The 25,588-nt window shown below is 68.4% G+C and carries 19 protein-coding genes, 1 tRNA gene and 1 other RNA gene; 3 read left to right on the top strand and 18 right to left on the bottom strand.

Annotated elements, in window-relative coordinates:
* Positions 1 to 3: 3 nt before the first annotated feature.
* Positions 4 to 3,444 (top strand): chromosome segregation protein SMC, encoded by a 3,441-nt coding sequence (gene smc, locus B4A39_RS02440; RefSeq protein WP_292032882.1) that lies wholly within the window; start codon positions 4 to 6, stop codon positions 3,442 to 3,444.
* A 137-nt stretch (positions 3,445 to 3,581) separates the two neighbouring features.
* Here smc and B4A39_RS02435 read toward each other — a convergent pair whose 3' ends face one another.
* The gene (locus B4A39_RS02435; RefSeq protein ID WP_292032880.1) at positions 3,582 to 4,472 is read right to left on the bottom strand and encodes a WecB/TagA/CpsF family glycosyltransferase; all 891 of its coding nucleotides are present in this window, start codon (positions 4,470 to 4,472) and stop codon (positions 3,582 to 3,584) included.
* 40 nt (positions 4,473 to 4,512) lie between these two features.
* On the opposite strand from B4A39_RS02435, the gene B4A39_RS02430 reads away from it, so the two are divergent.
* Positions 4,513 to 4,989 carry a hypothetical protein gene (locus tag B4A39_RS02430; protein WP_292032878.1) on the top strand — a complete coding sequence of 159 codons (477 nt, stop codon included), beginning with the start codon at positions 4,513 to 4,515 and terminating at the stop codon, positions 4,987 to 4,989.
* Here the strand turns inward: B4A39_RS02430 and B4A39_RS02425 are convergent.
* The 16 genes from B4A39_RS02425 to B4A39_RS02350 form a co-directional block, all read right to left on the bottom strand.
* Positions 4,950 to 6,083 (bottom strand): mechanosensitive ion channel family protein, encoded by a 1,134-nt coding sequence (locus B4A39_RS02425; RefSeq protein ID WP_292032876.1) that lies wholly within the window; start codon positions 6,081 to 6,083, stop codon positions 4,950 to 4,952. The two genes, B4A39_RS02430 and B4A39_RS02425, sit on opposite strands and share 40 nt — an antisense overlap.
* A gap of 49 nt (positions 6,084 to 6,132) precedes the next feature.
* Positions 6,133 to 7,218: an undecaprenyldiphospho-muramoylpentapeptide beta-N-acetylglucosaminyltransferase gene (gene murG, locus B4A39_RS02420; RefSeq protein WP_292032874.1), complete on the bottom strand. Its 1,086-nt coding sequence runs from the start codon at positions 7,216 to 7,218 to the stop codon at positions 6,133 to 6,135.
* A 13-nt stretch (positions 7,219 to 7,231) separates the two neighbouring features.
* Positions 7,232 to 8,413 (bottom strand): putative lipid II flippase FtsW, encoded by a 1,182-nt coding sequence (gene ftsW / locus B4A39_RS02415; RefSeq protein WP_292032873.1) that lies wholly within the window; start codon positions 8,411 to 8,413, stop codon positions 7,232 to 7,234.
* Positions 8,410 to 9,894 (bottom strand): UDP-N-acetylmuramoyl-L-alanine--D-glutamate ligase, encoded by a 1,485-nt coding sequence (gene murD / locus B4A39_RS02410; RefSeq protein ID WP_292032871.1) that lies wholly within the window; start codon positions 9,892 to 9,894, stop codon positions 8,410 to 8,412. Before murD ends, ftsW begins: the two co-directional genes overlap by 4 nt.
* A 4-nt stretch (positions 9,895 to 9,898) precedes the next feature.
* Entirely contained in the window at positions 9,899 to 11,008 is a 1,110-nt protein-coding gene (gene mraY / locus B4A39_RS02405; RefSeq protein WP_207822593.1) for a phospho-N-acetylmuramoyl-pentapeptide-transferase, read from the bottom strand.
* A gap of 60 nt (positions 11,009 to 11,068) precedes the next feature.
* On the bottom strand, positions 11,069 to 12,484 hold the full coding sequence (locus tag B4A39_RS02400) for a UDP-N-acetylmuramoyl-tripeptide--D-alanyl-D-alanine ligase (protein WP_292032865.1): 1,416 nt from the start codon (positions 12,482 to 12,484) through the stop codon (positions 11,069 to 11,071).
* Positions 12,477 to 13,937 carry a UDP-N-acetylmuramoyl-L-alanyl-D-glutamate--2,6-diaminopimelate ligase gene (locus B4A39_RS02395; RefSeq protein WP_292032863.1) on the bottom strand — a complete coding sequence of 487 codons (1,461 nt, stop codon included), beginning with the start codon at positions 13,935 to 13,937 and terminating at the stop codon, positions 12,477 to 12,479. Before B4A39_RS02395 ends, B4A39_RS02400 begins: the two co-directional genes overlap by 8 nt.
* Positions 13,934 to 15,715: a peptidoglycan D,D-transpeptidase FtsI family protein gene (locus B4A39_RS02390; protein ID WP_292033310.1), complete on the bottom strand. Its 1,782-nt coding sequence runs from the start codon at positions 15,713 to 15,715 to the stop codon at positions 13,934 to 13,936. The genes B4A39_RS02395 and B4A39_RS02390 overlap by 4 nt, the downstream gene beginning before the upstream one ends.
* Positions 15,716 to 15,735: 20 nt before the next feature.
* Positions 15,736 to 16,158 carry a cell division protein FtsL gene (gene ftsL / locus B4A39_RS02385; protein ID WP_292032862.1) on the bottom strand — a complete coding sequence of 141 codons (423 nt, stop codon included), beginning with the start codon at positions 16,156 to 16,158 and terminating at the stop codon, positions 15,736 to 15,738.
* A complete protein-coding gene (rsmH, locus tag B4A39_RS02380; RefSeq protein ID WP_292032860.1) occupies positions 16,155 to 17,132 on the bottom strand; it encodes a 16S rRNA (cytosine(1402)-N(4))-methyltransferase RsmH in 978 nt (325 codons plus the stop codon). The genes ftsL and rsmH overlap by 4 nt, the downstream gene beginning before the upstream one ends.
* A complete protein-coding gene (locus B4A39_RS02375) occupies positions 17,129 to 17,605 on the bottom strand; it encodes a division/cell wall cluster transcriptional repressor MraZ (protein WP_292032858.1) in 477 nt (158 codons plus the stop codon). The genes rsmH and B4A39_RS02375 overlap by 4 nt, the downstream gene beginning before the upstream one ends.
* A 511-nt stretch (positions 17,606 to 18,116) precedes the next feature.
* Positions 18,117 to 18,495: RNase P RNA component class A (rnpB, locus tag B4A39_RS02370), an RNA gene on the bottom strand.
* A 32-nt stretch (positions 18,496 to 18,527) separates the two neighbouring features.
* On the bottom strand, positions 18,528 to 19,289 hold the full coding sequence (locus tag B4A39_RS02365) for a peptidoglycan recognition protein family protein (RefSeq protein ID WP_292032856.1): 762 nt from the start codon (positions 19,287 to 19,289) through the stop codon (positions 18,528 to 18,530).
* A gap of 9 nt (positions 19,290 to 19,298) precedes the next feature.
* Positions 19,299 to 19,622, bottom strand: a complete 324-nt coding sequence (locus B4A39_RS02360; protein WP_292032854.1) for a hypothetical protein — start codon at positions 19,620 to 19,622, stop codon at positions 19,299 to 19,301.
* Between the two features lie 112 nt (positions 19,623 to 19,734).
* A complete protein-coding gene (gene sppA, locus B4A39_RS02355) occupies positions 19,735 to 21,522 on the bottom strand; it encodes a signal peptide peptidase SppA (protein ID WP_292032852.1) in 1,788 nt (595 codons plus the stop codon).
* A 149-nt stretch (positions 21,523 to 21,671) separates the two neighbouring features.
* Positions 21,672 to 22,430, bottom strand: coding sequence for an SIMPL domain-containing protein (locus B4A39_RS02350; protein ID WP_292032850.1), 759 nt, complete (start codon positions 22,428 to 22,430; stop codon positions 21,672 to 21,674).
* A 184-nt stretch (positions 22,431 to 22,614) separates the two neighbouring features.
* Between B4A39_RS02350 and B4A39_RS02345 the strand changes: the two genes are divergently transcribed.
* Positions 22,615 to 22,690: transfer RNA gene (locus tag B4A39_RS02345), tRNA-Ile, on the top strand.
* A 486-nt stretch (positions 22,691 to 23,176) separates the two neighbouring features.
* On the opposite strand, the gene B4A39_RS02340 is transcribed toward B4A39_RS02345, so the two are convergent.
* Complete coding sequence (locus tag B4A39_RS02340; RefSeq protein ID WP_292032848.1) at positions 23,177 to 25,540, bottom strand: arylsulfatase; 2,364 nt, start codon at positions 25,538 to 25,540, stop codon at positions 23,177 to 23,179.
* Positions 25,541 to 25,588 lie beyond the last annotated feature (48 nt).

The following is a 25,588-nucleotide window of genomic DNA, read 5'->3' as shown; positions in this document are numbered from 1 at the left end:
CCAATGCAATTTCAGAGACTGAAGCTCGTCGGCTTCAAATCCTTCGTCGACGCGGCGGAAGTCCAGATCGAGTCCGGCCTGACCGGGGTGGTCGGGCCGAACGGTTGCGGCAAGTCCAACGTGCTGGAAAGCCTGCGTTGGGTCATGGGCGCCAACTCGGCCAAGGCCATGCGCGGCCAGGGCATGGACGACGTCATCTTCGCCGGCGCTGCGGGGCGTCCGCCGCGCAGCCACGCCGAAGTCGTGCTGACCATCGACAACGCCCAGAAGCGCGCGCCCCAGCCCTTTACAGACAGCCCCGTTCTAGAGGTCTCGCGCCGCATCGACCGGGGTCAGGGCTCGACCTATCGGATCAACGGCAAGGAGGTCCGCGCCCGCGACGTCCAGCTGCTGTTCGCCGACGCCTCGACCGGAGCCAACAGTCCGGCCCTGGTGCGTCAGGGCCAGATTTCGGAACTGATCGCAGCCAAGCCGCAGAACCGACGCCGGATTCTGGAAGAGGCCGGCGGCGTGGCCGGCCTGCACACCCGCCGTCATGAGGCCGAACTGCGCCTGAAAGCCGCCGAGACCAATCTGGACCGGCTGGACGACATCGGACGGGAACTGGAGACGGCGCTGAACCGGCTGAAGCGCGAGGCGCGGCAGGCCGAGAAGTACAAGAAGATTTCGGCCGAGATCCGCGCCCTGCAGGCCGCCCTGCTCTATGTGCGCTGGAACGACGCCAAGACTGCGGCGGAAGTCGCGGCCCAGGAACTGCGCGACGCCGACCGCGCGGTAGCCGAGGCCGGCGCCGCAGCGGGCAAGGCCGAGGCCGACGCCATGAAGGCGCAGGAGGCGATGAAGCCGGCGCGCGAGGAAGACGCCGTGGCCGGCGCCCTGCTGCACCGAGCCACGCTGGAGCGCGACCGCCTCGACATGGCGGAACAGGCCGCCCGCGCCGAAGTCGACCGGCTGAAGGCCGAGGCAGCCCGGATAGCCGCCGACGTCGAGCGTGAAGAGCGGATGGCCGCCGACGCGAAACGCGAACTGGACCGGCTGGACCACGAACTGACGAAGCTGAAGGCCGAGATCGCCGCCGCGCCCGAGCGCGGCCCGGAACTGGAAAAGGCCCTGCTGACCGCCGAGGACGCCCGAAAGGCAGCCGACGCCGAGGTCGAACGCCTTGCCGGGACCCTGGCCGCCGTCGAGGCCCGCGCCAACGCCGAGAGCGCGAGGAAGCGCGACGCCGAGGCGCGTCTGGCCCGCGTCGTCGGTCAGCACGATCAGGCCAAACGCGAACGCGAGGCTCTCGGCCCCATCGAGACCCCGGAACTGGCCCAGGCCCGCACCGCGCTTGAGGCGGCTCAGGCGGAACTGGTCGCCGCCCGCGAAGCCGTCGAGGCCGCCGAGGCCGCGCGCGGCGATCTGGCCCGCGTCGAGGCCGAGGCCCGCACGGCGGCTCGCGCCGCTGAGGACCGTCTGGGTCGGTTGCAGACCGAGGCGCGGGGACTGGCGCAACTGCTGGTCACCGGCAAGCGCGACCACCCGCCCGCTCTGGACAAGGTGTCTGCGGCCAAGGGTTTTGAGGCCGCGCTGGCTGCGGCTCTGGGCGACGATCTGGACGCCGCGCTGGACGCCCGCGCCGCCGCCCACTGGGCCGGGGCCGACGCGCCCTCCCCAGTCTGGCCAGAAGGCGTGACGCCGCTGGCCGCCCATGTGACCGCGCCCGCTGAACTGGCCGCGCGTCTGGCCCTGTGCGGCGTTGCGCCCAAAGAGCGGATCGCAGCCCTCGCCAAGGCCCTGCCGACCGGCGCCCGCCTGGTGACGGTGGAGGGCGATCTCTATCGCTGGGACGGCTTCGTCAGCCGCGCCGAGGCCCCGCGTCCCGCCGCCGTACGTCTGGCCCAGCGCAGGCGGTTGGCCGAGCTGGAAGCCGAGATCGACACCGGCAAGCCCGCGCTGGAGGCTGCACAGACGGCTCTGAAGACCGCGACCGAAGCCTTCCGTGCGTCGGAAGAGACGGTGAAGACCGCCCGCCTCAAGCCCTTCGCCGCCGACAAGGCGGTGACCGCTGCTCGTGATCGGGTCGAAAGCCTGATGCGCGACCAGACCCGACGCGAAGCCCGCGCCCAGGCGCTGGACGAGACCGTCGCCCGGCTGGACGGCGAGGTGGCCGAAGCCAAGGCCGCGCTGGAGGCCGCGCAGTCGGTCGAGGCGCCGTCGGAAACCATCGCCGGGCTACGCGACGAACTGGCCGCCGCCCGTGTCTCAGCTGACGCCGCGCGGCAGGCGGCCCAGACCGCCCGCTCGACCCGGGACGAGGAAGCCCGCGACCGCGCCGGACGCGAACAGCGGCTAGGCAGCCTGAGCCGCGCCCACGAGGGCTGGGCCGGTCGGTCGAAAGAGAGCGCCGCCCGCGTCGCCGCCCTGGGCAAGGACGCCGACAAGACCGCCGCCCTGTTGAAACAGGCCGAGATCGCGCCGCAGGGCTTCGCCGAGCAGCGCGGGACCTTGATGGACGCCCTGATCGCCGCCGAGGCGCGCAAGAGCGCCTCGGCAGAAGCCCTGTCGTTGGCCGAAAGCACAGCTGGCGAAAGCGACCGCGCCAGCCGCGCCGCCGAGGCCGCCGCCGGAGCCGCGCGCGAGGCCCGCGCTGGGCTCGCCGCCCGCGCCGAGGCCGCGAGCGAGCGTCTGGCCGAGGCCGAGGCCAACGTCCGCGAGACGGCGCAGATGTCGCCGGACGAACTGGGCCAGAAGCTGATCGACGACGCCATCGCCCGCCCACCGGACACCGCCGGCGCCGAAAGCCTGCTGACGGGGCTGGAGCGCGAGCGCGAGGCTCTGGGCGCCGTCAACCTGCGCGCCGAGGAGGAGGCCGCTGAATATGACGAGCGCCTGGGCGCCATGAAGTCGGAGCGCATCGACCTGACCCAGGCGATCGCCAAGCTGCGCGACGGCATCGACGAATTGAACGCTGAGGGCCGCGAGCGGCTGGTGGCGGCGTTCGACGTCATCAACGCCAACTTCAAGGCCCTGTTCGAAGCCCTGTTCGGCGGCGGTCAGGCCGAGCTGAAGCTGGTCGAGAGCGACGATCCCCTGGAGGCCGGTCTGGAAATCTACGCCTGCCCGCCCGGCAAGCGCCTGTCGGTCATGAGCCTGATGTCGGGCGGCGAGCAGGCCCTGACGGCGGCGGCGCTGATCTTCGGCGTCTTCCTGGCCAATCCGGCGCCCGTCTGCGTGCTGGACGAGGTGGACGCGCCGCTGGACGACGCCAACGTGGACCGCTTCTGCCGGATGCTGCACGAGATGCGCAGCCGCACCGACACCCGCTTCATCGTCATCACCCACAACCCGGTGACCATGAGCCGGATGGACCGCCTGTACGGCGTCACCATGCCCGAGCGCGGCATGAGCCAGCTGGTCAGCGTCAACCTGAACCAGGCCGAGCAGATCGTGGCGGCGTAGAACGGGTTTCTCCTCCTCACTTCATGGGGAGGTGGATCGGCGGCGAAGCCGACGAGACGGAGGGGCTCGGTTGAGCCTAGCGCATCGCCCCTCCACCGCTCCGCGGTCCCCCTCCCCACGCGTGAGGAGGAAAAATATCAGCGCTTGCGTCGCTGCATCGCTGCGCGCACGTCGCCCATGGCTGGGCCGATCAGGAACCAGGGCTCGACGCAGTAGCGGGTGAACAGGCGTTTCGGGTCGGCGAACAGGCGGAACAGCCATTCGACGCCCATCCGCCCCATCCAGCGTGGCGCCGCCTGCTGGACGCCAGCCTCATAATCAAAGGCGGCGCCGACCGGCAGGATGACGGCTTCGGGTAGGGCCTCGATGTTGTCGGCGATCCACAGCTCCTGTCGCGGCATGCCCATGCCGACAAAGAGAATGCTGGGCTGGAAGTCGCGCGCGTCGGCCAGAACCGCAGCATTGCCCGCCGAGCCCGGCGTAGCGTCGAAATAGCCGGACAATCCCTTGATCACCGCGCCCGGATAACGTGCGCTCAGCCGTTCGGCGGCGCTCGTCGCCACGCCCTCTGCGCCCCCTACATAGAGGACACGCCAGCCCTTGCGGTTCGCCATGCTCCAGAACTGATCGCGCCAGTCCAGATAGGTGCAGCGATGGAAGGGGCGGCTGTGCAGGCCCAGCAGCCGCGTGAAGTGGATCAGCGGCGTGGAATCCAGCTCGACCACGTCCGCCATATCGTAGAGCCGCCGCATCCCCGGCGTGCGCGGCAGCAGGTAGAGGCTGTGCAGGTTGTGGTTGGCGATGATGCTGCGCGCGCACGCCTCGACGCAGCGCTCGATATGCAGCAGGACCTCCTCGGGGCGCATCAGGTCCACGGTCTCGCCCAGGATGCGGACGCGTTCCTCAGGTCTGCGCCTCTGCCGGAACGGACGACGCGGCCGCGCCCGCCGGTCGGGCGGGGCGTTGGCGAGATCGGCTCCTAGCGGCTCTTGATACATGGCTTGGCTATAGACGCGGCGTCTCAACACGTGGTTTGCGGATGCGGTTAACGAAGCACGGGACGCCGAGATGAAACCAGCCCTCATGACGACGATGATCGCCCTCGCCATGCTGACGGCGCCGTCGGCGATGGCCCAGGATCACGCCCTGGTCCTGACCGGCGTCGGGCGCTTCGCCATCTTCGCCGACGCCGCGTCGGTCACGCCCGATGGCGACGGCGTGCGCATGCGATCCCTGCAAGTCAGCGAGGCGGACCTGGTCATCGGCGACATCGCCTATTCCGGCGGCTGGTCGTGGTGGCGGTTCGACTGCGCAGCGCAAACGGCAGACCGGCTGGACTTCGCCTCGCTGCGCGCCGACGGCGTCGAGGGGCCGATCACGCCGGAGCCCTCGCCGCCCTACGCCATCAGTCCCGGCGGCGACGCAGCGGAGCTGGCGGCTGTCGCCTGCGCTTCAGATACGCCCGCCGCGGATACTGCGGCCGTCGCCGAGGCCGTCAAGCTGGGTCAGGCCTTGCTGAGGGGCGAGATCGACGGCCCGCGCTGATCGTCGATGCGATTCAGGTCGAAACGGTCACGCGGCAGAGCCTGCGGGCATTCGTCCCGCATAAAGACCAGCATCTTCTCGCGCACCTCGCAGCGAAGGTCGAAGGCGATCGAGGCGTTCTTGGCGCTGGTCAGGCAGCGGACCTGGGCCACACGGTCGGTGATGTCGGTGACCTGCAGGGACACCACGTCGCCGTCCCATAGGGGCGAGGCGTGGGCGATGGCCTCGAGCCTGACGCGCAGGCGGTCGATCGGGGCCTCGTAGTCCACATAGAGGAAGGCGACCCCGATCAGGCTGGCGTTGTCGCGGGTCCAGTTCTGGAACGGCTTCTGGATGAAGTAGGTCAGCGGCAGGATCATCCGCCGCCAGTCCCACAGCTTGACCACCACATAGGTGGAGGTGATCTCCTCCACCCGCCCCCATTCGCCCTCGACGATGACCGCGTCGTCCAGCCGGATCGGCTGGGCGGTGGCGATCTGGATGCCGGCGATCAGATTGGTCAGGAAGGGTTGCAGGGCCAGACCGGCGACGATGCCGACCACACCGGCGGAGGCCAGCAGCGACATGCCCCACTGTCGCACGCCCGGGATGGTCAGCAGCGCCAGGCCCAGGGTGATCAGCCCGATCAGGATGGCGGCGACACGTTGCAGGATGCGCGTCTGGGTGACGTGCTTCCTCGCATAGAGGTTGTCCTCGGCCTCCATGTTGAATTTACGCAGATGGACGATCGCGCCCATGTCCACCGCGCCCGCAATCATCCAGCCGCAGACCAGGATGAAGCCGAACAACAGGGTGCGCCGGATGAGGAGCGAGGGTTCAGGGTCCAGCGGAGACACTGTCACCGCCAGGGCCAGGGCGATGATCATCACTGCGATCCGCACCTTCAGCCGCGCGCGACCGACCATGCCCTTCCAGAACAGGTCGCGCTTGCGCACCGCCAGCTTCAGCAGGGCGAAGACGACCTGGTTGGCCGCCCAGCCGATGAAGACGAAGACGGCGGTGATGATGGTGACCACGGCCCATTCGGGCAGCCAGTGAAACTGCGCCCACAGGGCGAAGACATCGTTGGTCAGATTGATGACGAACTGGGGCATGAGGTCAGCCTAGCCACCTTCGCCCCGCGACCCAAGGCCATGCGTCGCTTCAGCGCGCCGCCGCCTCCACCATATCGGCCAGACGCGCGGCGGCGTCGGGGATGGCGACCGAACGCGCGGCGGCGGACATCGCCGCCAGCCCGGCCGGATCGGACAGCACCTCGGCCAGCGCGGCTGTCAGACTGTCCACCGTCAGATCATCCTCGGCGATGACGCGGGCGGCGCCGGCCTGGGACAGAGCCCGGGCGTTCAGGGTCTGGTGATCGTCCATGGCGATCTTCAGAGGGATCAGGACGGACGGCAGGGCCGCGACGGCCAACTCCGAGCAGGTCGAAGCGCCAGCGCGACCGATGACCAGATGGGCCTTCGACAGGCGGTCGGCCATGTCGCGGAAGAAGGGGGCGACCTCGGCGTTGATACCGGCCTCCAGATAGATCTGGCGGGCGCTTTCCAGGGTTTCGGGGCGGGACTGCTGCTGAACGTGCAGGCGGCTGCGGATGGCCTCAGGCAGAGCCGCCAGCGCGCGCGGCGCGGTCTCGGACAGGATGCGGGCGCCCTGGCTGCCGCCGGTGACGAGGACGTGGATCGGGCCGTCGCGTGCGGGCGCGACATAGGCGCGATCGAACAGGGCGCGGATGTCGGGGCGGACCGGGTTGCCGACGACCTGGGCGCGGGCCTTCACCGCCTCGGGCGCGCGGCCCAGCGTCGGGAAGGCCGAGGCCACGGCGCCGACGCGCGGGGCGAGCATCCGGTTGGTGCGGCCCAGGACCGCGTTCTGTTCGTGGATCAGGGTCGGGCGCTTTTGCAGGATGGCGGCGACCAGGGCCGGAGCGGAAGGGTAGCCGCCGAAGCCGACGACCACATCCGCGCCGGTGCGGTCAAAGGCCGACTTGGCCTGCCCTACGCCGCGCCAGATCGCCAGACCGGCTTTCAGCAGGCCGACGGGGCCGGCGCCAGTGGCGGCGTCCAGCGCCAGACGTTCCTCGGCGGGAAAGGCGTGAGCGTATTGTTCGCCACGCGTGTCGGTCGCCAGCACCACGCGCCAGCCGCGCGAGGCCAGCTCACGGGCCAGAGCCTCGGCGGGGAACATGTGACCGCCAGTGCCCCCGGCGGCGACGACGCAGACCTTGTTCATGGCGGATACTCTCTTACGGCAGCAGGCGACGACGCGGCGGGGAGATGTTGGAGCCCGGCTCATAGGCGCCCGGACGACGGCGCGTCAGGGCCAGCGCAAAGCCCATGGTCAGGCCCATGGCCATCATCGACGATCCGCCATAGCTGATGAAGGGAAGCGTCATGCCCTTGGTCGGGATCAGGTTCAGGTTCACCGCCACATTGATGCAGGCCTGCAGCCCGATCAGCATGAACAGGCCCGCCGCCGCCGTCTGCTCGAACGGGTCGTTCAGCTTCATCGCCTTCTTCATCCCGCGGATGACGATGAAGGCGTAGAGGCCGATCATGAAGAGGCTGAGGATCAGGCCGAACTCCTCGGCGCCGACCGAATAGATGAAGTCGGTGTGCAGGTCGGGCACGCGGCGCTTCATGACGCCCTCGCCGATGCCGCGCCCGACCAGGCCGCCGGCGCGGATGGCCTCGGAAGCGCGGTCGATCTGGTGGGTGTCGGTCGTCTCGGGCGACAGGAAACGGCTGAGGCGGTCGCGCATGTGGCTGAAGGTGAAATACAGCGACACCACCCCGCCCGCGCCCATGGCGGCGATGACGGCCACCCACTTCAGCGGCACCCCGGCCATGAAGAAGACGGCCATGAAGGTGGTGGTGATCAGCAGGGTCTGGCCGATGTCGGGCTGGATCAGCAGCAGGCCGACGGTCAGGGCCCAGAAGCCGAAAGCGATGCTGACGCCCGGAACGCCCTGCCCTTTCTGCGCCTCGGCGAACATCCAGGCGGCGAAGACGATCAGGCCGGGCTTGGCGAACTCGGACGGTTGCAGGCTGAACGGACCGAGGTTGATCCAGCGCGCGGCGCCCTTCACCGTGTCGCCGATGAAGGGCAGGGCCGCCATGACCACAATGGCCCCGAACAGGGCCAGGACCGCGATCCGCCTCACCCCGCGCGGCGATAGCAGGGACGTGGTCAGCATCAGGCCCGTGCCCATCGAGGCCCAGACGATCATCCGCCAGGAATAGTGGAAGGGATCGGTGATCGATTCATCGGCCAGAATGGCGGCGGGGCTGGAGGCGAAGCTGAGCGACACGCCCAGCGCCACCAGGGTCAGGGCCGCGCCCAAGAGGCCGCGATCCACGGTCCAGAACCAGCGCGCGATCAGGCTCTGATCATTGCGCGAAAAGGGGTGGCTGTAGCTCTGGCTCATGCGGCGGGCTCAGGCTTGGCGCCGAGCGCCAGGACGGCGGCGCGGAAGGCTTCGCCCCGCACCTCGAAGTCAGGGAACTGGTCGAAGCTGGCGCAGGCGGGGGACAAGAGGACCACCTGCTCGCCGCCGGCCGCAGCCGCGTCGGCCGCCGCCAGTTCGACAGCGCGCTCCATGGTGTGGGCCACGATGTGGGGGGTGTCGGCCAGGGTGACAGAGAAGGCATCGGCAGCTTCGCCGATCAGATAGGCCTTGGCGACGTGGGGGAAGAGGTCGCGGAGACTGTCGATGCCGCCCTCCTTGGCCTTGCCGCCCGCGATCCAGAAGACGGAAGGATAGGAGGCCAGGGCCTGACGCGCGGCGTCGGCGTTGGTGCCCTTGGAGTCGTTGATGAAGCGGACGGACCCGAGACGGCCCACGGCCTCCATGCGGTGCGCCAGACCGGGGAAGGTCAGCAGGCCCTCGACCGCCGCCTCGTGCGACACGCCCAGGGCGCGGGCGGCGGCGTAGGCGAAGGCGGCGTTCTGGGCGTTGTGGCGGCCGGGGAGCGAGCGGGCGGTGGAGAGGTCGGCGACGAGCTGACCGTTGGAGGTCAAAGAGCCGGGCGCCGCTTCAATGCCGTCATTCCGGGGCGGCGTACCCGAACCCTGAACCCAGGCCTCGGTGACATGAGCAGCCGTCTGGATCCCGGGCTCCGAACGCTGCGCGTCCGCCCCCGGGATGACTGAAAGAGTGGAAACCGCGCAAACGCGCCGTCCCCGCCCGCGCAGGTCCGCCGCGATCCCCCGCCCCCAGATTTCGTCCACGCCGACCAAGGCCAGCGCGGCGTCGCCCTGCGTCTGGAAGATCCGCTGCTTGGCGGCGACATAGCCCTCCATGCCGCCGTGGCGGTCCAGATGGTCGGGGCTGATGTTGGTCAGGATGGCCACGTCGGGCGCGAAGGTCGTGGTCAGGTCCAGTTGGTAGGACGAGACCTCGATGACATAGACGGCGTCCGGCGTCGGGGCCGGCAGGGCCAGGACGCCGATGCCGATGTTGCCGCCGATGTGGACGCTCAGACCCGTCGACTTCAGCACCCAGCCGATCAGGGCCGTGGTGGTGGACTTGCCGTTGGTGCCGGTGATGGCGACGACGCGGGGGCGCCGGCCTTCAGGCAAGGCGTGAAGGGCGCGAGCGAACAGTTCCACGTCGCCGATGACCGGGACGCCCGCCGCATGGGCGCGCTCAACGGTCCAGTGGGGCTTGGGGTGGGTCAGGGGCGCGCCGGGCGACAGGACCAGGGCGGCGAAGCCCGACCAGTCGGCGCGGGTCAGGTCCTCGACCACGAAGCCCTCGGCCTCGGCCTGCATCCGGCCCGAGACGCCGTCGTCCCACAGGATCGGGGTGGCTCCGCCGGCCTGAAGCGCGCGCGCGGCGGTGATCCCGGACCGGCCCAGGCCGAAGACCGCGACGCGTCTGCCCTCGAAGCCGGGAACCGGGATCATGGGATCAGCGCAGCTTCAGCGTGGCCAGACCGAGCAGCGCCAGCATGGCGGCGACGATCCAGAAGCGGATGACCACGGTCGATTCCGGCCAGCCCATCTTCTCGAAATGGTGGTGGATGGGCGCCATCAGGAAGATGCGCTTGCCGGTCAGCTTGAAGTAGCCGACCTGGATCATGACCGAGGCCGCCTCGACCACGAACAGGCCGCCGACGATGCCCAGCACCAGCTCGTGCTTGGTGGCCACGGCGATCGAGCCCAGCGCGCCGCCCAGAGCCAGCGAGCCGGTGTCGCCCATGAAGATCTTGGCCGGAGGGGCGTTGTACCAGAGGAAGCCCATGCCGCCGCCGATCATGGCGGCGCAGAAGATGGCCAGCTCGCCCGAGCCAGGCACGTGGTGGACCTGCAGATACTCGGCGAAGACGAAGTTGCCGACCAGGTAGGAGATGATGCCGAAGGCGCCGGCCGCCATCATCACCGGCACGATGGCCAAGCCGTCCAGACCGTCGGTCAGGTTCACGGCGTTGGAGAAGCCGATGATCGTGAAGGCCGCAAAGGCCACATAGAACCAGCCGATGTTGAGCAGGATGGCCTTCAGGAAGGGGAAGGCGATCGAGGTTTCGAGACCCGGCGAGGTCGGAGAATAGGTCATCCAGACCACGGTCAGGACGCCCGCGATCACGGCCACGACCGCCTGGGCCGCCAGCTTCTGTTTCGAGGTCAGGCCCGCCGAGGTCTGCTTGGTCACCTTGGCGTAGTCGTCGATGAAGCCCAGGACGCCGAAGGCCGCCGTAACGCCCGAGACAATCCAGATATAGGGATTGGTCAGGTCGCCCCAGAGGAAGACCGCCACGCCGATGCCCGCCAGGATCATCAGGCCGCCCATGGTCGGGGTGCCGACCTTGGACAGGTGCGACACCGGGCCGTCCTCGCGGATCGGCTGGCCGCGGCCCTGCTTGGCGCGAATCCAGTTGATGAAGCGGCTGCCCATGGCGACCGCGACGATCATGGCCGTGGCCATGGCCAGGGCGACGCGCACCGTCTGATACTGGATCAGGTGCAGCAGCGGATATTCCTGAGCGATGTCCGCGTAGTAGAGATAGAGCAGGTAGAACATTGGCTTTTTAGTCCCCTATCGGACCGCGCGCGGCGCGGTCCTGCTTGAGGGGGTCTCTCCTCATTTCTCTATCGATCCGCGCTCGGCGTCATGCAATCCAGCCAGGGCCGCCGCGACCAGCGAGGCGCGCGACCCGTTCGATCCCTTGACCATGACCACGTCGCCGGGCTGGACCAAGGCGACGGCCTCTGCGGCCAATTCTGCGGCGGTTTCGCGCCATTGGCCCCGCAGCGACGGGGGAAGGATGTCGTAAAGCTGGCGCATCTGCGGTCCGGCGGCGTGGACCACGTCCAGACCCGCCGCTTCGATGGCGGGCGCCAGACCTTCGTGCAGGGCGCGGCTGTGCTCGCCCAGCTCCAGCATGTCGGTCAGGACGACGACGCGGCGACCGCCCTGCCCCACGGGCTTGGCGCCCAGGCTGACGAAACCGGCCTTCATCGACAGCGGATTGGCGTTGTAGCTCTCGTCGATCAGGGTGAAGGTGCCGCCGGGGATGGCGACCGTCTTCATCTGGCCGCGTCCCGCCAGAGGCTGGAAGCCGGCCAGGGCCTGCAACGCCGTGTCCAGACACACGTCCAGCGCCTGCAGCATCAGGATGACGCACAGGCTGTTCAGGCCCCAATGCACGCCCGACTGGGCCAGGCGGTATTCGATCCGTTGACCGTCCAGTTCGGCGACGACCGTCGCGCCCTCGCTGTCGGGCGTGAAGCTCAACAGGCGGGCGTCGCAGTCGGCGTCATGGCCGAAGGTGCGCAACGTCGCCCCGGTGTCCAGCGCGCCCTGACGCACGATGTCCGCATGGGCGTCGGCGGCGTTGACCACGGCGATCCCGCCGGGGACCAGACCCTCAAAGATCGCGGCCTTTTCGCGCGCCACGCCCGCCTCGCCGTCGGCGAAGGCTTCGATGTGGACGGGGCCGACCGTGGTGACGCAGGCGGCGTGGGGGCGGACGAAGGCCGACAGAGGCCCGATCTCGCCCGGATGGTTCATGCCGATCTCGAACACGGCGCGGTCCGTGCCATGTGGCATCCGCGCCAGCGTCAGCGGCACGCCGATATGGTTGTTGTAGCTCTTGATCGAGGCGTGAGCCGTTCCGGCCAGATCAAGGCCCGCCTTGATCGCCTGGGTCACGCTGGTCTTGCCGACGCTGCCGGTGACGGCGCCGCGCAGGCGCGCGCGCTCACGGGCGGCGACGCCCATGGCCTCCAGCCCCTTCAGGGTGTCGGGGACCAGAACATAGGGCCCGCCCTCAATGGGTCGGTCGACCAGGGCGACGGTCGCGCCCGCAGCGAAGGCGGCGGCGGCGAACTCATGCCCGTCGCGGGCGCCGTGCAGGGCCAGGAAGAGGTCGCCGGACTGGATTTCGCGGCTGTTGTAGGTCAGGCCCGTGACATCGGCATCGGGTCCGTGGAGCTGGCCGCCGGTCGCCGAGGCGATGGCTTCGGCGGTCCAGAGCGGCGTTTGGGTGTCAGGCATGATCGCGCAGGGCTTCGGTCGCTTCGGTGGCGTCGTCGAAGGGGTGGGTCACCCCGGCGACGATCTGTCCCTGTTCATGCCCTTTTCCGGCGATCACCACCACATCTCCTTCGCGCATCAGCGATACGGCGTGACGGATGGCTTCGCGGCGGTCGCCGATCTCGAGCGCGTCGGGGCAGCCGGCGCGGACCTGGGCGCGGATGGCGGCGGGGTCTTCCGAGCGCGGATTGTCGTCGGTGACGATGGCCACGTCGGCCAGACGGCCAGCGATCTCGCCCATCATCGGCCGCTTGGCGCGGTCGCGGTCGCCGCCGGCGCCGAAGACGACGATCAGCTTGCCCGTCGCGTGGGGACGAAGCGCGTTGAGCACCGTTTCCAGACCGTCGGGGGTGTGGGCGTAGTCGACATAGACCTCGCCACCGCGCGAGCCTTCGCCAGGGATGCGCTGCAGGCGGCCCTGGGCGCCCTGGATGAGCTCCATGGCCAGGATGACGCGGTCGGGGTCTTCGCCGCCGGCGATGCAGAGGCCCGCCGCGACCAGGGCGTTCGAGGCCTGGAAGGCCCCGGCCAGAGGCAGCAGGATGTCATGGATGCGGCCGCGCGCGTCGATGGTCAGGCGCTGGCCTTCGGGCGTCGCCCGGCGCGCCAGCAGCGTCAGGTCGCGCCCCCGTTCGCCCACGCCCATGACGCCGAGACCGGCCATGATCGAGGCCGAGGCGAAGGCCGAATAGGCGTCGGAGTCGGCGTTCAGGACGGCGGTGCGGCCACGCGGCAGCAGGGCCTCGAACAAGCGCAGCTTGGCGGCGCGATAGCTCTCCATCGTGCCGTGATAGTCGAGGTGGTCCTGGGTCAGGTTGGTGAAACCGGCGGCGCGAATGGCCACGCCGTCCAGACGCCGCTGCTCGATGCCGTGCGACGAGGCTTCCAGCGCCAGGTGGGTCACCTCCTTGGCGGCCAGCTCGGCCAGCAGGCGGGCGGCGTCGGCGGCGTCAGGACTGGTCAGGCCGGGGCCGGTCAGGGCGTAGGTCTTGTCGCCCTTCTGACCGACGACGCCCAGCGTGCCCATGCTGGCCGACTTCAGGCCGAGCCCCGCCCAGATCTGGCGGCAGAAGTTGGCGACCGAGGTCTTGCCGTTGGTGCCGGTGATGGCGACGCAGGTCTTGGGCTGGGCGCCGTAGAAGCTGCGCGCCGCCAGGGCGTAGGCGCGGTGCACGTCACCCGAGGCGACCAGCAGGGGCGCGGCGCCCGCCGGGGTGTCGGCCGGGGCCAGGATGGCGGCGGCGCCCTTGGCGAGGGCCTGCGGGATAAAGGCGCGGCCATCGGCGCTGGACCCCGGCAGAGCCACGAAAAGGGCGCCAGGAACGACCTTGCGGCTGTCGGCGGTCACGGCGGTGATCTCGGGATCCGAGCTAAGGTCGCGACGCAGCAGTTCGGACAGGCGAAGGGCGCTCATCGGCCGTCCCCTTCGACATCCTGATACTGCGGGATCTTCTCGCCCAGGGCGGTGGACCAGCGGTCGGCCTTGCGCTCGACGCCGAGGAAGGGGGCGATGCGGTCGGCGATCCGGCCGACGGCCGGCGCCGCCACATAGCCGCCGGTGCGCGGGAAGACGCCCGGCTCGTCCATCAGCACGAAGACCGTGTAGCGCTTGGCCGTCACCGGACCGTCGGCGGGGAAGACCCCGGCGAAAGAACCCACGGCCACGGCCGGATTGTAGCGCCCGTTGACCAGCTTGTTGGCCGATCCCGTCTTGCCGCCCATGCGCAGGCCCGGCGCGTTGGCGAAGCCGCCCGAGCCGCGCGTCACATTGCGGCGCATCAGGTCAAGCATGGTGGCGGAGGTCTCGGGCGAGACGACCTGATGGGTCGGCGCATTGGGTCGCCCGCCCTTGCGCAGGGTCGGCTGCACATAGCGGCCGCCGTTCACCAGCGCGCCATAGGCGGCGACATACTGGATCGGGGTGATCATGATGCCATAGCCGAAGGACAGCGACGCCAGGGTGGTGTCGTCCCACTTGCGCACCCGGGGCGGGCTGGCCGATTCCTTCAGTTCGATCGGAGCAGCGTCCAGCAGGCCCAGGCGACGGAAATAGTCGCGCATGACGTCGCCGCCCATCTCGACCGCCAGACGCGACGTGCCGATGTTGGACGAGTGCAGATAGACCTCCTCCAGCGTCAGCACCTTGTTGGTGGCGTGGAAGTCGGTGATGCGGCGCTTGCCGATCTGGAGGGCCTGAGAAGCGTCGAACAGGGTGTTCATGTCGGCCCGGCCGGTGTCGATGCCGGCGGCGACGGTGAAGCTCTTGAATACCGAGCCCATTTCATAGTGGGCCGAGGTGACGCGGTTCATCAGCGCCTCTTCGGGCGCGCTGTTGCGACGGTTTGCGTCATAGGTCGGCCAGGACGCCATGGCCAGAATCTCGCCGGTCTGGGCGTCGGCCACCACGGCGACAGCGCCCTTGGCCTTATGCTCTTCGGCGGCGATGGCCAGTTCATTCTCGACCACGCCCTGAACGCGCAGGTCGATCGACAGCTGGAAGTCCTCGCCGGCGGCGCCGGCCGCGCGGATTTCCTGGTTGAAGGCCAGCTCCGTGCCGGACACGCCCTCGCCGCCCGTGTCGGCCCGGCCGATCAGGTGAGCGGCCGAGGTGCCCAGCGGATAGACGCGGCGGTCCTCGGGCTCGAATGAGACGCCGCCCAGAGCCAAGGCGTGAACCGCGCCGCGTTCGGACGGCGTCAGGCCGTTCAGCACCAGCAGTCGACGTTCGCCGCGCAGAACGCGGTCCAGGCGTGCGGCGGAAACCCGCGGCAAGGCGCGGCGCAACTGCGCCTTGGCGGTGGCCGGATCCCAGATCTCGCGCGGGTCAATGTAGAGGCCGTAGTGGGTGATGTTGGTGGCCAGCAGCTGACCATTGCGATCCACCAGATCGGCGCGCGTGAGGGCGTTCGGATTGAAGCCTACACCGGCCCCGCCGCGCGGCGCGAACAGGGCGGCGTGGGCCGCGCCCAAGGCCAGGCAGGCAAAGACAGCGGAGAAGACCGCCAGGATCAGGAAGATGCGGACGCGGGTGTCTTCCTCGGGGCGGCCGTCAGCGCGGGCGCGCTCGAACGAATGCTCCATCCACCAGACGCGGCTGGCGACCCAGCGCCCCCAGGCGGCGAACAGGCCGCCGACCGACGGGCCTTGCGACCCTGACTGCGGCCGGCCCGGAGCCGGACGACGATAGTCCATGCCGTGGTGATCATGCACGCTCAATGCAGGCTCTCCTCGGCGTTCGGCTCAACAACAGGCGCGGCAGGCGCAACGGCGGCGGGCGCTGGCGCCGGCGACACAGCGGCGGCGGGCGGCGGAGCGATGGCGGGCAAGCCCGTCTCGACCGCCTGACGGTGCACGTCGACCGGCCCAAGGCCGATCCCGCGCGACAGGGCCTCAAGCCGCGCCGGCTGCTCCAGCCGGGTCGCCTCGGCGCGCAACAGGCGGACACGCTGGCGGTTCTCGCGGATCTCGCTCTCGATACGGCTGATCTCGGCGCTTTCGCGGGCGGCGGCGGCCTTGGCGATGTAGACCGAGAAGACCAGGGCGGCGACGCAGACCACGCCGATGATCTCGACGCAGCGCACGCCGCGGACCTTCCAGTCGAACAGGCGCTTCACCGGAACGGGAACGGCGATCATGCGCGCCTCCCTCCGCCAGACCGGCCTTCAATCGCGCCCCAGGCCGGAGCCGTGGTGCGGACCGCCGCGCGCAGGCGGGCGGATCGGGCGCGGGGGTTGGCGGCCAGCTCGGCCTCGCCCGCTTCCCGAGCGCCCTTGAACATCAGATCGAAGCTGGGTTTGCGGGTTTCCACGGCCACCGGGGCGTGGCGCGAACCGCCCGGGGCATTGCCGGTACGCTCGGTCATGAAGGCTTTGACGATACGGTCTTCCAGCGAGTGGAAGGTGACGACGACCAGACGCCCACCCGGCGCCAAGGTCGCCTCGGCCGCTTCCAGACCGCGCTCCAACTGACCCAGTTCGTCGTTGACGGCGATGCGCAGAGCCTGGAACACGCGGGTGGCCGGATGGATCGGCGCGCCGCGGCGCCCGCCCAAAGCCTTCTCCACCACCTCGGCCAAATCCAGGGTGCGGCTGAACGGCTGCTCGAGGCGGCGGCGCAGGATGGCGGTTGCGACCCGGCCCGACTGACGCTCATCGCCGTACTGCTTGAAGATGTGGGCCAGCGGCCCGTGATCCCAGGTGTTGACGATGTCGGCGGCAGTCGGCCCCGTATCGCCCATGCGCATGTCCAGCGGCCCGTCGCGCATGAAGGAGAAGCCGCGCTCGGCCTGATCCAGCTGCATCGACGAGACGCCGATGTCGAAGACGGCGCCGTTCAGCTGGGCCTTGCCGGTTTCGGCGAAGGCTTCGGACAGGCCCGAGAATGGGGTGCGGATCAGCTGGAACTGATCCGGGTAGGCGGCGGCGACCGCATCGGCGTGCGGCTGGACGGTCGGATCCCGATCCAGACCGATAACCTGGGCGCCGCGCTCCAGAATGGCGCGGGTGTAGCCGCCGGCGCCGAAGGTGGCGTCAATGACGACGTCGCCCGGCTGCGGGTTCAGGGCCTCAAGGACTTCAGCCAACAGGACGGGGGCGTGTGGCGAGGTCATGCCGCGCCTCCGGCTTTCGCCGCCGAGGCCTGGCGGCGCATCTCGCCGAACTGCTTCAGGCCCTCGCGCGCCATACGTCGCTGCTCGGCGCGGTGCGCGGCCCACTTGTCCTTGTTCCAGATCTGGAAGCGCTCGCCGACGCCGTAGATGACGACCGTTTCGGACAGATCGACCTCGGCGCAGAGATGTTCCGGCAGGGTGATGCGACCAGCCGAGTCGTAGGACAGCGGCTTCTGCTCGCCGAAGATCGAAGCCTCCAGCGCCGAGCGATAGGGATCGCCGAAAGGCAGGCTTTCGATGACGGCGCGATATTCGGCGAACAGCTTGTCGCCGCCCGCTTCCAGGCAGTCGGCTTCAATGGAGGGGAAGCAGAAGACGCCGTGCTCGGCGCCGTTTTCAGCCGTGCGGAATTCCTGGGGGATCAAGAGACGGCGCTTGCCGTCCAGCTGCTTCTCGTAGGTCGAGAGAAACACGCCCTGCCCCATCGAGCCCCTCGGCCCGCCCCTGAAAATCCGTTGATGACACCACGCGCCGGGCCACAGCCCCTACTCATGAGGTTGTGGGATAGCATGGGATCAAATGGGCCTCAATGGGATTAGTTGACACCCTTTAACCAAATTTGCAGTTCGCCGAACGGTTCACACAGTCAAGAATGAGAACATACAGGCAACATCAAGAGTATTCACAGCCTGCGGACCGCATTTTCCGCCATGTTTTCAACGCAGGGGTTAATGGCAAGGCCTGAAGGCAACGCTTCGCCCCTTATCCCGATGGGAGAAGGCGGTTCGCAGGACCGGATGAGGGTTCCCCGGGCGCGTCGTCGGCGCGAGCCGTCGCACTGCGGCTTCCGCCGACTGACAGCCTAACCCCCCACCCTTTCGCCTGACCAATCGCTTCGCTCTTGGAGGCTCAAGCCCTCTCCCGCCGGGAGAGGGAGAAGTATGGCGGGCCTCAAGTAGCCCGAAGGGCGATAGGCCCTCAAAAAATGCCAGACGGCCTGTAAGCCGGGTTCTGTTCCGCCCCGAAAGGCGGCGACGATCATTCCTCTGGACCGCCCATTGCTGAGCGGTTCTCGCGACCTACCCGGACGCCTCGGGCGGTGAACCCTGCGAGCGAGCCCGCGCGACGTCCCTATTCGGTCTTGCTCCAGGCGGGGCTTGCCATGCCGCCGACGTTGCCGCCGACGCGGTGGGCTCTTACCCCACCCTTTCACCCTTCCCCGGGCCGGAGCCCAGGCGGTTTGCTTTCTGTGGCGCTATCCCTCGGGTCGCCCCGGGCGGGAGTTACCCGCCGCCTCTTCACCGTGGAGCCCGGACTTTCCTCGACAAGAGCAAGCTCTCGCCGCGACCGCCCGGCCGTCTGGCGGGGGCTAAGTGCGCGCGAAAGGCGCGTCCGTCAATCCAGAACCCCGGTGACGCTCTCGACCGAGGCCAGTTGCAGCAGACCGACCAGGCGAGCGCGAGTCTCGCCGTCGGCCACGCCGTCAACGCGGTCAGGCCGCCAGTGGCGCTGGAAGGCCTCGACGGTCAGGCGGGTCTCGTCATCATAGTCACCGCCCGGCTTCAGCCCGTAGCCCAGCCGGTGCAGGCCCGAGCGCAGGACGATGACGCCCAGCCCTTCATCACCCGGCGAGAGATCGGCGCCGAGCGCGGCGACGCGTTCCGGGGCGGGATCGAACCATAGCCCGTGCCCGGCCTCGGCCAGGCGCTTCCAGGGAAACAGCTCGCCCGGATCCTGCTTGCGATCGGGGGCGGCGTCAGCGTGACCGATGATGCGGGCGTCCGGAATGGACCAGCGCGAACGGATGTCGGTGATCAGGGCGATGACCGCAGCGATCTGGGGCTCGGGAAAGGCGCGATAGCCGAACTCGTGACCCGGATTGACGATCTCGATCCCGATGGAGGCGGCGTTCAAGTCGGTCTCGCCCTGCCAGACGCCGCGACCAGCGTGCCAGGCGCGGCGTTCCTCCGGCACCAGGCGAAGGATCACGCCGTTCTCATTGACGACGTAGTGGGCCGAAACCTCGGCCGCCGGATCGCGCAACCGGGCGACGGCTTCGTCAGCCGTCTTCATCCCGGTGTAGTGCAGCACCAGCATGTCCGGCGGGCCGCGCCGGGCGTTGAAATTAGGCGACGGGGCGTCGGTGAAGTTCAGCATGGCGCTCGATCAGCGCCCTTCGCGTTCCCAGCCGTAGGCGACCCAGGTGTCGCCCACCTTGTGCGCGTCGATCACGCCTTCGTCCTGGCGAGCGCGGGCGCTGCGGGCCCGGCGCGCACGGAAGGCGAAACCGGCGAAGAAGACGACCACGCCTGCGATCAGGGCGATCACGGCGACCGCAGCGGCGGTCAGGACGGCCAGAACGGCGCCCACGGTGACGGCCAGGGCCGTTGCGATCAGACCGCCGAGCCAGACGATCGGCGTCAACAGGCCGCCGCCGGTGCGGCGCCGGGCGTTGAACTCGATCTGGGCGAAGGGGTCGGACTGGATCATGGAACTGCCTTTCATGGCGCGCCGATGAAGGAACGCCTGAACCTCAATGTCGGTCCATCGACCTGAACGGTCAATGGAGTGCGACATCACGCATCAGTCAGGCCGGCCGCCTTCAAAAAGCCGGCTGGTCGGCCAGCACCACCGCCCCGCGGCTGCGAAGACGTTCGGCCTCGACGCGATTCAGCATGGCCTGGGCCGCCGGATCGCCCATGACCTGACCGACCGAGACCATGGCCTCGGCGGCTTGACCGGAAGCGCCGAAGGCCGAAGCCAGGGCTTCCCACGGCGACTGAGGCGTCGGGAAGCGCTTGAAGCGCACCGACTCGCTGGTCGGGATATTGGCCAGCTTGCGCGCCTTGATGATGGCCTCGTTCAGACCGCCCAACTCATCGACCAGACCCAGGGCCTTGGCCTGGGCGCCGGTCCAGACCCGCCCCTTGGCGATCTCGCGCACGCGCTCGACCGGCAGTTTGCGCCCCGTCGAGACGCGCGCGACGAACTCCTCGTAGACGCGATCCATCGAGGCGGCGAAGGCGGCGCGCTGGCCCTGATCAAAGCCCTGCGCCGGCGAGAAGGCGTCGGCGTAGTCCCCGCCGACCGACAGGCCGCGCATGTCGACGCCGAAGCGGCCCAGGGCGTCGGCCAGGACGAACTTGCCGCCGAAGACGCCGATGGAGCCGGTCAGGGTGGAGGGCTGGGCCACGATCCAGTCGGCCTCCGAACTGATCCAGTAGCCGCCCGAGGCCGCATAGGCGCCCATGGAGACCACCACCGGCTTGCCCGCGGCCTTGGCGGCGCGCACGGCGGCCAGGATCTGTTCCGAAGCTTCGGGCGAACCGCCCGGCGAGGAGACTCGGAAGACGATGGCCTTCACCGCCTTGTCCTCGATGGCGTCATAGATGGCCTTGGCCGTGTCGTCCGAGCGGATGTCCGAGCCCGAGCCGAACGGCGAGGCGCTCTGGCCGCGCCCGGTCATGATCGCGCCCTCGCCGCCGACGATGGCGATGGCCGACTTGCCCGAGCCGGTGCGAGCGCCCTGCATCGAGGCGTAGTCGCCGAAGGCGATGATCCTGGCGTCCTTGCCGGCCTTGGCCTTGGCGGCGGCTTCGGCCTCCTCGACCTGGCCGATCTTGTCGACCAGCTTCAGCGACAGGGCCTGTTCTGCGGAATAGGGACCGGCCTCAAGGGTCGCCTTCAACGCCTCGGGCGTGGTCTTGCGGTCGCGCGCCGTATTGGCCAGGGCGCTGTCGTAGATGGAGGTCATCCAGGCCAGCATCGCCTCGCGGTGCGGGGCGGTGTAGTCGCTCTGCGTATATTCGTTGACCGCGTTCTTGTACTCGTAGCGCTGCTCGAACTCGGGCTGGACGCCGTATTTCTGGAAGGCGCGGCCCAGGAAGACGCTGTCGCTGGACAGGCCGGTCGCCTGGAAGTTGGCTGTGTTCTGCAGCCACAGCTGGTCGGCGCTGGCCGCGACCATGTAGCTGGACACCACCGCCCCGACGGGCATGAAGCCCTGGCTGTGGGCGATGACGGTCTTGCCGGAGGCGCGGAACCGATTGATCGCCTGACGCACCTCGTCGGCGGCGGCGGGGGTCATCCCGGCCTCGGGCGCGCGCACCAGCAGAACCTTGACGCTGTCGTCCTTCTCGGCCTGGGCCAGGGTGTCGACGATATGGATCACCGACAGGCCCGACCCGCCGAACGCTGCAAACGGATTGGTCGGTTGCTGATCGCTGAGCCCTTCGCGCAGGTCCAGCTCCAGCACGGAATTGGCGGGCGTGGTCGGCTTGGAGGCGCCGGCGGCGGCGGCGAAGAACAGCAGGGCCACGATCGGCAGGACGATGAAGAAGGCCACGAGCCCGGCGAAAACGCCGAGCATGGTCAGGAAGAACTGTTTCATGAAAAAGGCGGCCGTCCCGTCAGTGGCCAAACGCGGCCTGCCGCGAGCATAGGGCGCAGCGAGCCGCCGTCAAATGAAGCCCCGGTAATGAGGGGCGGAAAAGGGCCCGCCGTCGCCGGCAGGCCCTTCCTGGAGTTCAGCTCGTTCGATCAGCGGACGATGTCGTAGGTTCCGGTGATGTCGATGCGGACCGTCAGCTCGCCCGCCGACACCGGGGTCGAGGCCGCGCCGGCGTCCATGGCCATGGCGCGAGCATACATCGGACGCGGCGGTTCGGGCGTGAAGCCGCCACCCTCGGTCAGCGAGCGGACGCCGCCCAACTGGACGCCCAGGGCCTGGGCGTAGAGCCGCGCCTTGTCCTGCAGGGCGCGCACGGCCTGTTGACGGGCCTGATCCTCGGCCGCCTTGGGGTCCTTCAGGCCGAAGGCGATGCCGTCGATCTGATTGACGCCGGCCGTCACCACAGCGTCTGCGGTCGAGCCGACCTTGGTCAGGTCGTTGATAATCACCGTGACGCGGTTCTGGGCCTGATAACCGCGCAGCTTGGGCGGTTCGTTCTGCTGATAGTCGTACTGCGCCGACAGGTTCAGGCCCGAGGTCTGGATGTCGCGCTCGGCGATCCCGGCGCGGCGCAGGGCGGCGACCACGCGGGTCATCTGCTGGGCGTTCTGAGCCATGGCCTCCTGGGCGGTCGCGGCCTCGGTGACCACGCCGAAGTTGATGGTGGCCTGATCGGGAACGACCTTGACCTCGCCATAGGCGGACAGGTTCAGAGCGGGTTGTTGAGCCATGGCGTGCACCTGCATCGGCGAAGAGCCGCCGGGTTGTGATTGTGCCGACGCGACGGCCGGCGCCGTCAACGTCATCAGGGCCGTGCCCAACATCAGGGCGCGTGCGGTGCGGGTCATCATAGTCTCCGTCGAAATCGATCGGCGGGCGTGTTCGCCAGCCACGGCCCAACTTGGCCGTTTGAAGCTGAACGAACGCGGAAGGCCCCCGTGCAGGTTCCGTTCATCGGCATGAAAAGCGCGACAGGTACGGGGCGTCTTTGCAGCAGGCCCGACGCCTGCTAGGCAGCGTCTCCCGCATCGGGGGCCTGTAGCTCAATGGTTAGAGCCGACCGCTCATAACGGTCTGGTTGGGGGTTCGAGTCCCTCCAGGCCTACCACCCCGTTGTCTGTCGAGACCACTTAGAACTGGCTCAAAACCAGCTAAGAGTGGCTCACGCGCCGATTACACCCAATCGAGCTCGCCTTGAAGTGTCGGACTTTGACTCAAGGCGACGGTTTGGAATGTCCGCTTCGGGACGGGAATCCGTGATTGGTAGTTCTATAATGCTGCCTCAGGCCGGGGCTTAAAGATTGCTCCTCAGTACCGGAGGCGCGCCTGCCGGTGGATATCCTGACATTATCACTCTTTGATGAGGCCTGGACGGTTTCTAGCTCGGACAGCGTTCAGACCAGCTGAATGTCAGCTAAAGACGGCCGACCACGCTAAGAAGGCTTCGCGTCAACAGTAAGGGTCCGGCCTGATCAGGCCGGACCCCCTGTATTGGCCCGATCCATACTGGCCGGACCTTCTCCGGTTTTGGACCTCACCAGAGATCTCCACTGAGACGCGGCCCCGTCATAGGGCGAGCCCAAATCCTCGCTTTTCAGTCCATCGCCGTGGCCATCTTCAGGCGATCCATTCCCGAAGGCTGTTTGACGTCTTCGAAGTCGAAGGCCACGTGTCTGATCTCTCCGGTGAACGGGAACAGGCCGCGGTCCTCATAGTCGGCGCAGACCGGTGAAACGCAGTCCATGCCGACGTCCATGGTCTCGGTCCCGCAGCGCTGGGGCACCTGCTCGTCGATCTCACACCGCGCCACGGCCTTGCCGTCGACCGACAGCACCGCGGTGGCGGGGCCTCCGGCTTCTGTACCGTGAGGCAGAAAGGTGACCTTGATCTCGTGCTCGCCCGGGTCCAGCGGATCGGGCGAGACAGCGTCATGCCGCTTCATGCCGAAGAAGTTGTAATGGAAGCGCGCCTTTCCCTCCCACAGGAACAGCGAGAAGCCGGCCGCGTCGCCGCCGAGGGCGAAGATCACGCCTTCGGCGCCGCCTTCCGGGATGACGACCGGCGCCGTCAGCGTAAAGGGAATGCCGATCAGGCGCGGGCCGCTTCCTTCCGGCAGGCGCGTCAGTCCAGGATAGAAGGTCACCTGCTTGCGGCCGTGGAAATAGCTGGGCCGCAGCGTCGTATCGAGCCGTTCGGAGAACCGGTCGTCGATGGGCAGCACATTGTATTTCGCAGCGTCGCCCATGAAGAGCATCCTCAGGAAATCGACCTTCTCGGGATGCTTGTCGGCGAGATCGACCGCCTGGCTGAAGTCGTCGTTCAGGTTGTAGAGCTCCCACTTGTCGTCGTCGAAGCTGAACGACCCCGAGGTTTCCCAAGGCAGGCGCCCATGACGGCATGAGGCGATCCAGCCGTCTGCGTACATGGCGCGGTTGCCCAGCATCTCGAAATACTGCTGGGTCCGGGTGCTCGGCGCATCGCCGCCGCCCTTGGCGAAGGTGTAGGCGAAGCTGACGCCCTCGATCGGACGCTGGATGTGGCCATTGACCTCCCTGGCTTCGGCGATGCCGGCCACCTCCATCAGGGTCGGCATCAGATCGATGACGTGGTGGAACTGCGAACGGACGACGCCATGTTCCTTGATGCGATCAGGCCAGGACGCGATCATGGCGTTGCGGGTGCCGCCGAAGTGGGAGGCGACCTGCTTGGTCCACTGGAACGGGCAGTCGCCGGCCCAGGCCCAGCCAACCGCATAGTGCGGGGACGTGCCGGGCATGCCCCAGCGGTCCTTGAAGCCGATGGCCTCCTCGATGCTGGGCTGGCGGCCGTTCAGGCTCATGATCTCGTTGGGCGTGCCGACCAGTGAGCCCTCGCCGCTCGAACCATTGTCGCCAAGGATGTAGATGATCAGGGTGTTCTCGAGCTCGCCCAGGCCCTCGATCGCGTCGACCACGCGGCCGACCTCATAGTCCGCGTGTTCGAGGAAGTCGGCGTAGTTTTCCGCCTGGACCGCGAACAGGTCGCGCTGGTCCTCCGGGTGACTGTCCCAGGAGGGAATCTGCTCCGGACGCTCGGTCAGCTTCGTGCCCTTGGGGATGATCCCCATCTTCAGCTGGTTGGCGTGGACGATCTTGCGGTACTCGTCCCAGCCCATGTCGAACCGGCCCTTGTTTCGGCCGCGCCAGTCGAGCGGCGGCTGGTGCGGGGCGTGGGCCGAGCCTGTCGACAGATAGGCGCAGAACGGCCGATCCGGCGCGATCGCCTTCTGCTGCCGGATCCAGCCCATGCATTTGTCGGCCAGGTCGCGAGTAAGCTGGTAGCCCTCGTCGGGCGTCTTCGGCGCCTGGATCGGCGTCGTGTTCTCCAGCAGCGACGGATAGAACTGGTCGGTCTCGCCCGAGATGAAGCCGTAGAAATAGTCGAAGCCCTGATTGGTCGGCCAGTTGTCGAATGGGCCGGCGGGGCTCGTCAGATTATCCGGCACATTGTGGTTCTTGCCGAACCAGGCGTTGGTGTAGCCGGTCTGCTTGAGCATCTCGGCGAAGGTGGCGCAGCTTTTCGGAATGATGCCGCAATAGCCGGGAAAGCCTGTGGCCATCTCCTGGATCACGCCGGACGCGACGGAATGATGGTTGCGCCCGGTCAGCATGGCCGCCCGCGTCGGTGAACACAGGGCCGTGGTGTGAAACTGGTTGTAGAAGAGGCCGCGCTTGGCCAGCTTTTCCGCGACCGGCATCCGCACCAGTCCGCCGTTGACGCTCGGCCAGCCGAAGCCGACATCGTCGAGCAACACCAGCAAGATGTTGGGAGCCCCCTCCGGCGCCGTCTTCACCGGCGGGAAGTCGGGCGTAGAGTCGGTGGCGAACACCCCGATCTTGGCGTTCGGGAAACCCCACTCCGGTTCTGGCAGATGATTGCGGTCGATATGGACGGGGAACTCGGGCTTGCGGTCGGGCATCGTCGCGGCTCCATTTTAAAAGCGCCCCGACCATAGAAGCCGCGTGAT

This window comes from Brevundimonas sp. UBA4553 (assembly GCF_002387245.1).
In the GTDB taxonomy this organism is placed as follows: Bacteria; Pseudomonadota; Alphaproteobacteria; order Caulobacterales; family Caulobacteraceae; genus Brevundimonas.
The sequence above is the reverse complement of the archived record's forward strand: the minus strand, read 5'-3'. Positions and strand labels throughout refer to the sequence as shown.

Excerpts from the sequence above, each read along its gene's own strand:
- sppA (WP_292032852.1), bottom strand. The coding sequence starts at position 21,522 with ATGAAACAGTTCTTCCTGACCATGCTCGGCGTTTTCGCCGGGCTCGTG.
- mraY (WP_207822593.1), bottom strand. The coding sequence starts at position 11,008 with ATGTTCTACCTGCTCTATCTCTACTACGCGGACATCGCTCAGGAATAT.
- murD (WP_292032871.1), bottom strand. The coding sequence starts at position 9,894 with ATGATCCCGGTTCCCGGCTTCGAGGGCAGACGCGTCGCGGTCTTCGGC.
- B4A39_RS02430 (WP_292032878.1), top strand. The coding sequence starts at position 4,513 with ATGAAACCAGCCCTCATGACGACGATGATCGCCCTCGCCATGCTGACG.
- rsmH (WP_292032860.1), bottom strand. The coding sequence starts at position 17,132 with ATGACCTCGCCACACGCCCCCGTCCTGTTGGCTGAAGTCCTTGAGGCC.
- B4A39_RS02340 (WP_292032848.1), bottom strand. The coding sequence starts at position 25,540 with ATGCCCGACCGCAAGCCCGAGTTCCCCGTCCATATCGACCGCAATCAT.
- smc (WP_292032882.1), top strand. The coding sequence starts at position 4 with ATGCAATTTCAGAGACTGAAGCTCGTCGGCTTCAAATCCTTCGTCGAC.
- B4A39_RS02365 (WP_292032856.1), bottom strand. The coding sequence starts at position 19,289 with ATGCTGAACTTCACCGACGCCCCGTCGCCTAATTTCAACGCCCGGCGC.
- B4A39_RS02360 (WP_292032854.1), bottom strand. The coding sequence starts at position 19,622 with ATGATCCAGTCCGACCCCTTCGCCCAGATCGAGTTCAACGCCCGGCGC.
- B4A39_RS02395 (WP_292032863.1), bottom strand. The coding sequence starts at position 13,937 with ATGAGCGCCCTTCGCCTGTCCGAACTGCTGCGTCGCGACCTTAGCTCG.
- B4A39_RS02350 (WP_292032850.1), bottom strand. The coding sequence starts at position 22,430 with ATGACCCGCACCGCACGCGCCCTGATGTTGGGCACGGCCCTGATGACG.
- B4A39_RS02425 (WP_292032876.1), bottom strand. The coding sequence starts at position 6,083 with ATGCCCCAGTTCGTCATCAATCTGACCAACGATGTCTTCGCCCTGTGG.
- B4A39_RS02400 (WP_292032865.1), bottom strand. The coding sequence starts at position 12,484 with ATGCCTGACACCCAAACGCCGCTCTGGACCGCCGAAGCCATCGCCTCG.
- ftsL (WP_292032862.1), bottom strand. The coding sequence starts at position 16,158 with ATGATCGCCGTTCCCGTTCCGGTGAAGCGCCTGTTCGACTGGAAGGTC.
- murG (WP_292032874.1), bottom strand. The coding sequence starts at position 7,218 with ATGAACAAGGTCTGCGTCGTCGCCGCCGGGGGCACTGGCGGTCACATG.
- ftsW (WP_292032873.1), bottom strand. The coding sequence starts at position 8,413 with ATGAGCCAGAGCTACAGCCACCCCTTTTCGCGCAATGATCAGAGCCTG.
- B4A39_RS02390 (WP_292033310.1), bottom strand. The coding sequence starts at position 15,715 with ATGGACTATCGTCGTCCGGCTCCGGGCCGGCCGCAGTCAGGGTCGCAA.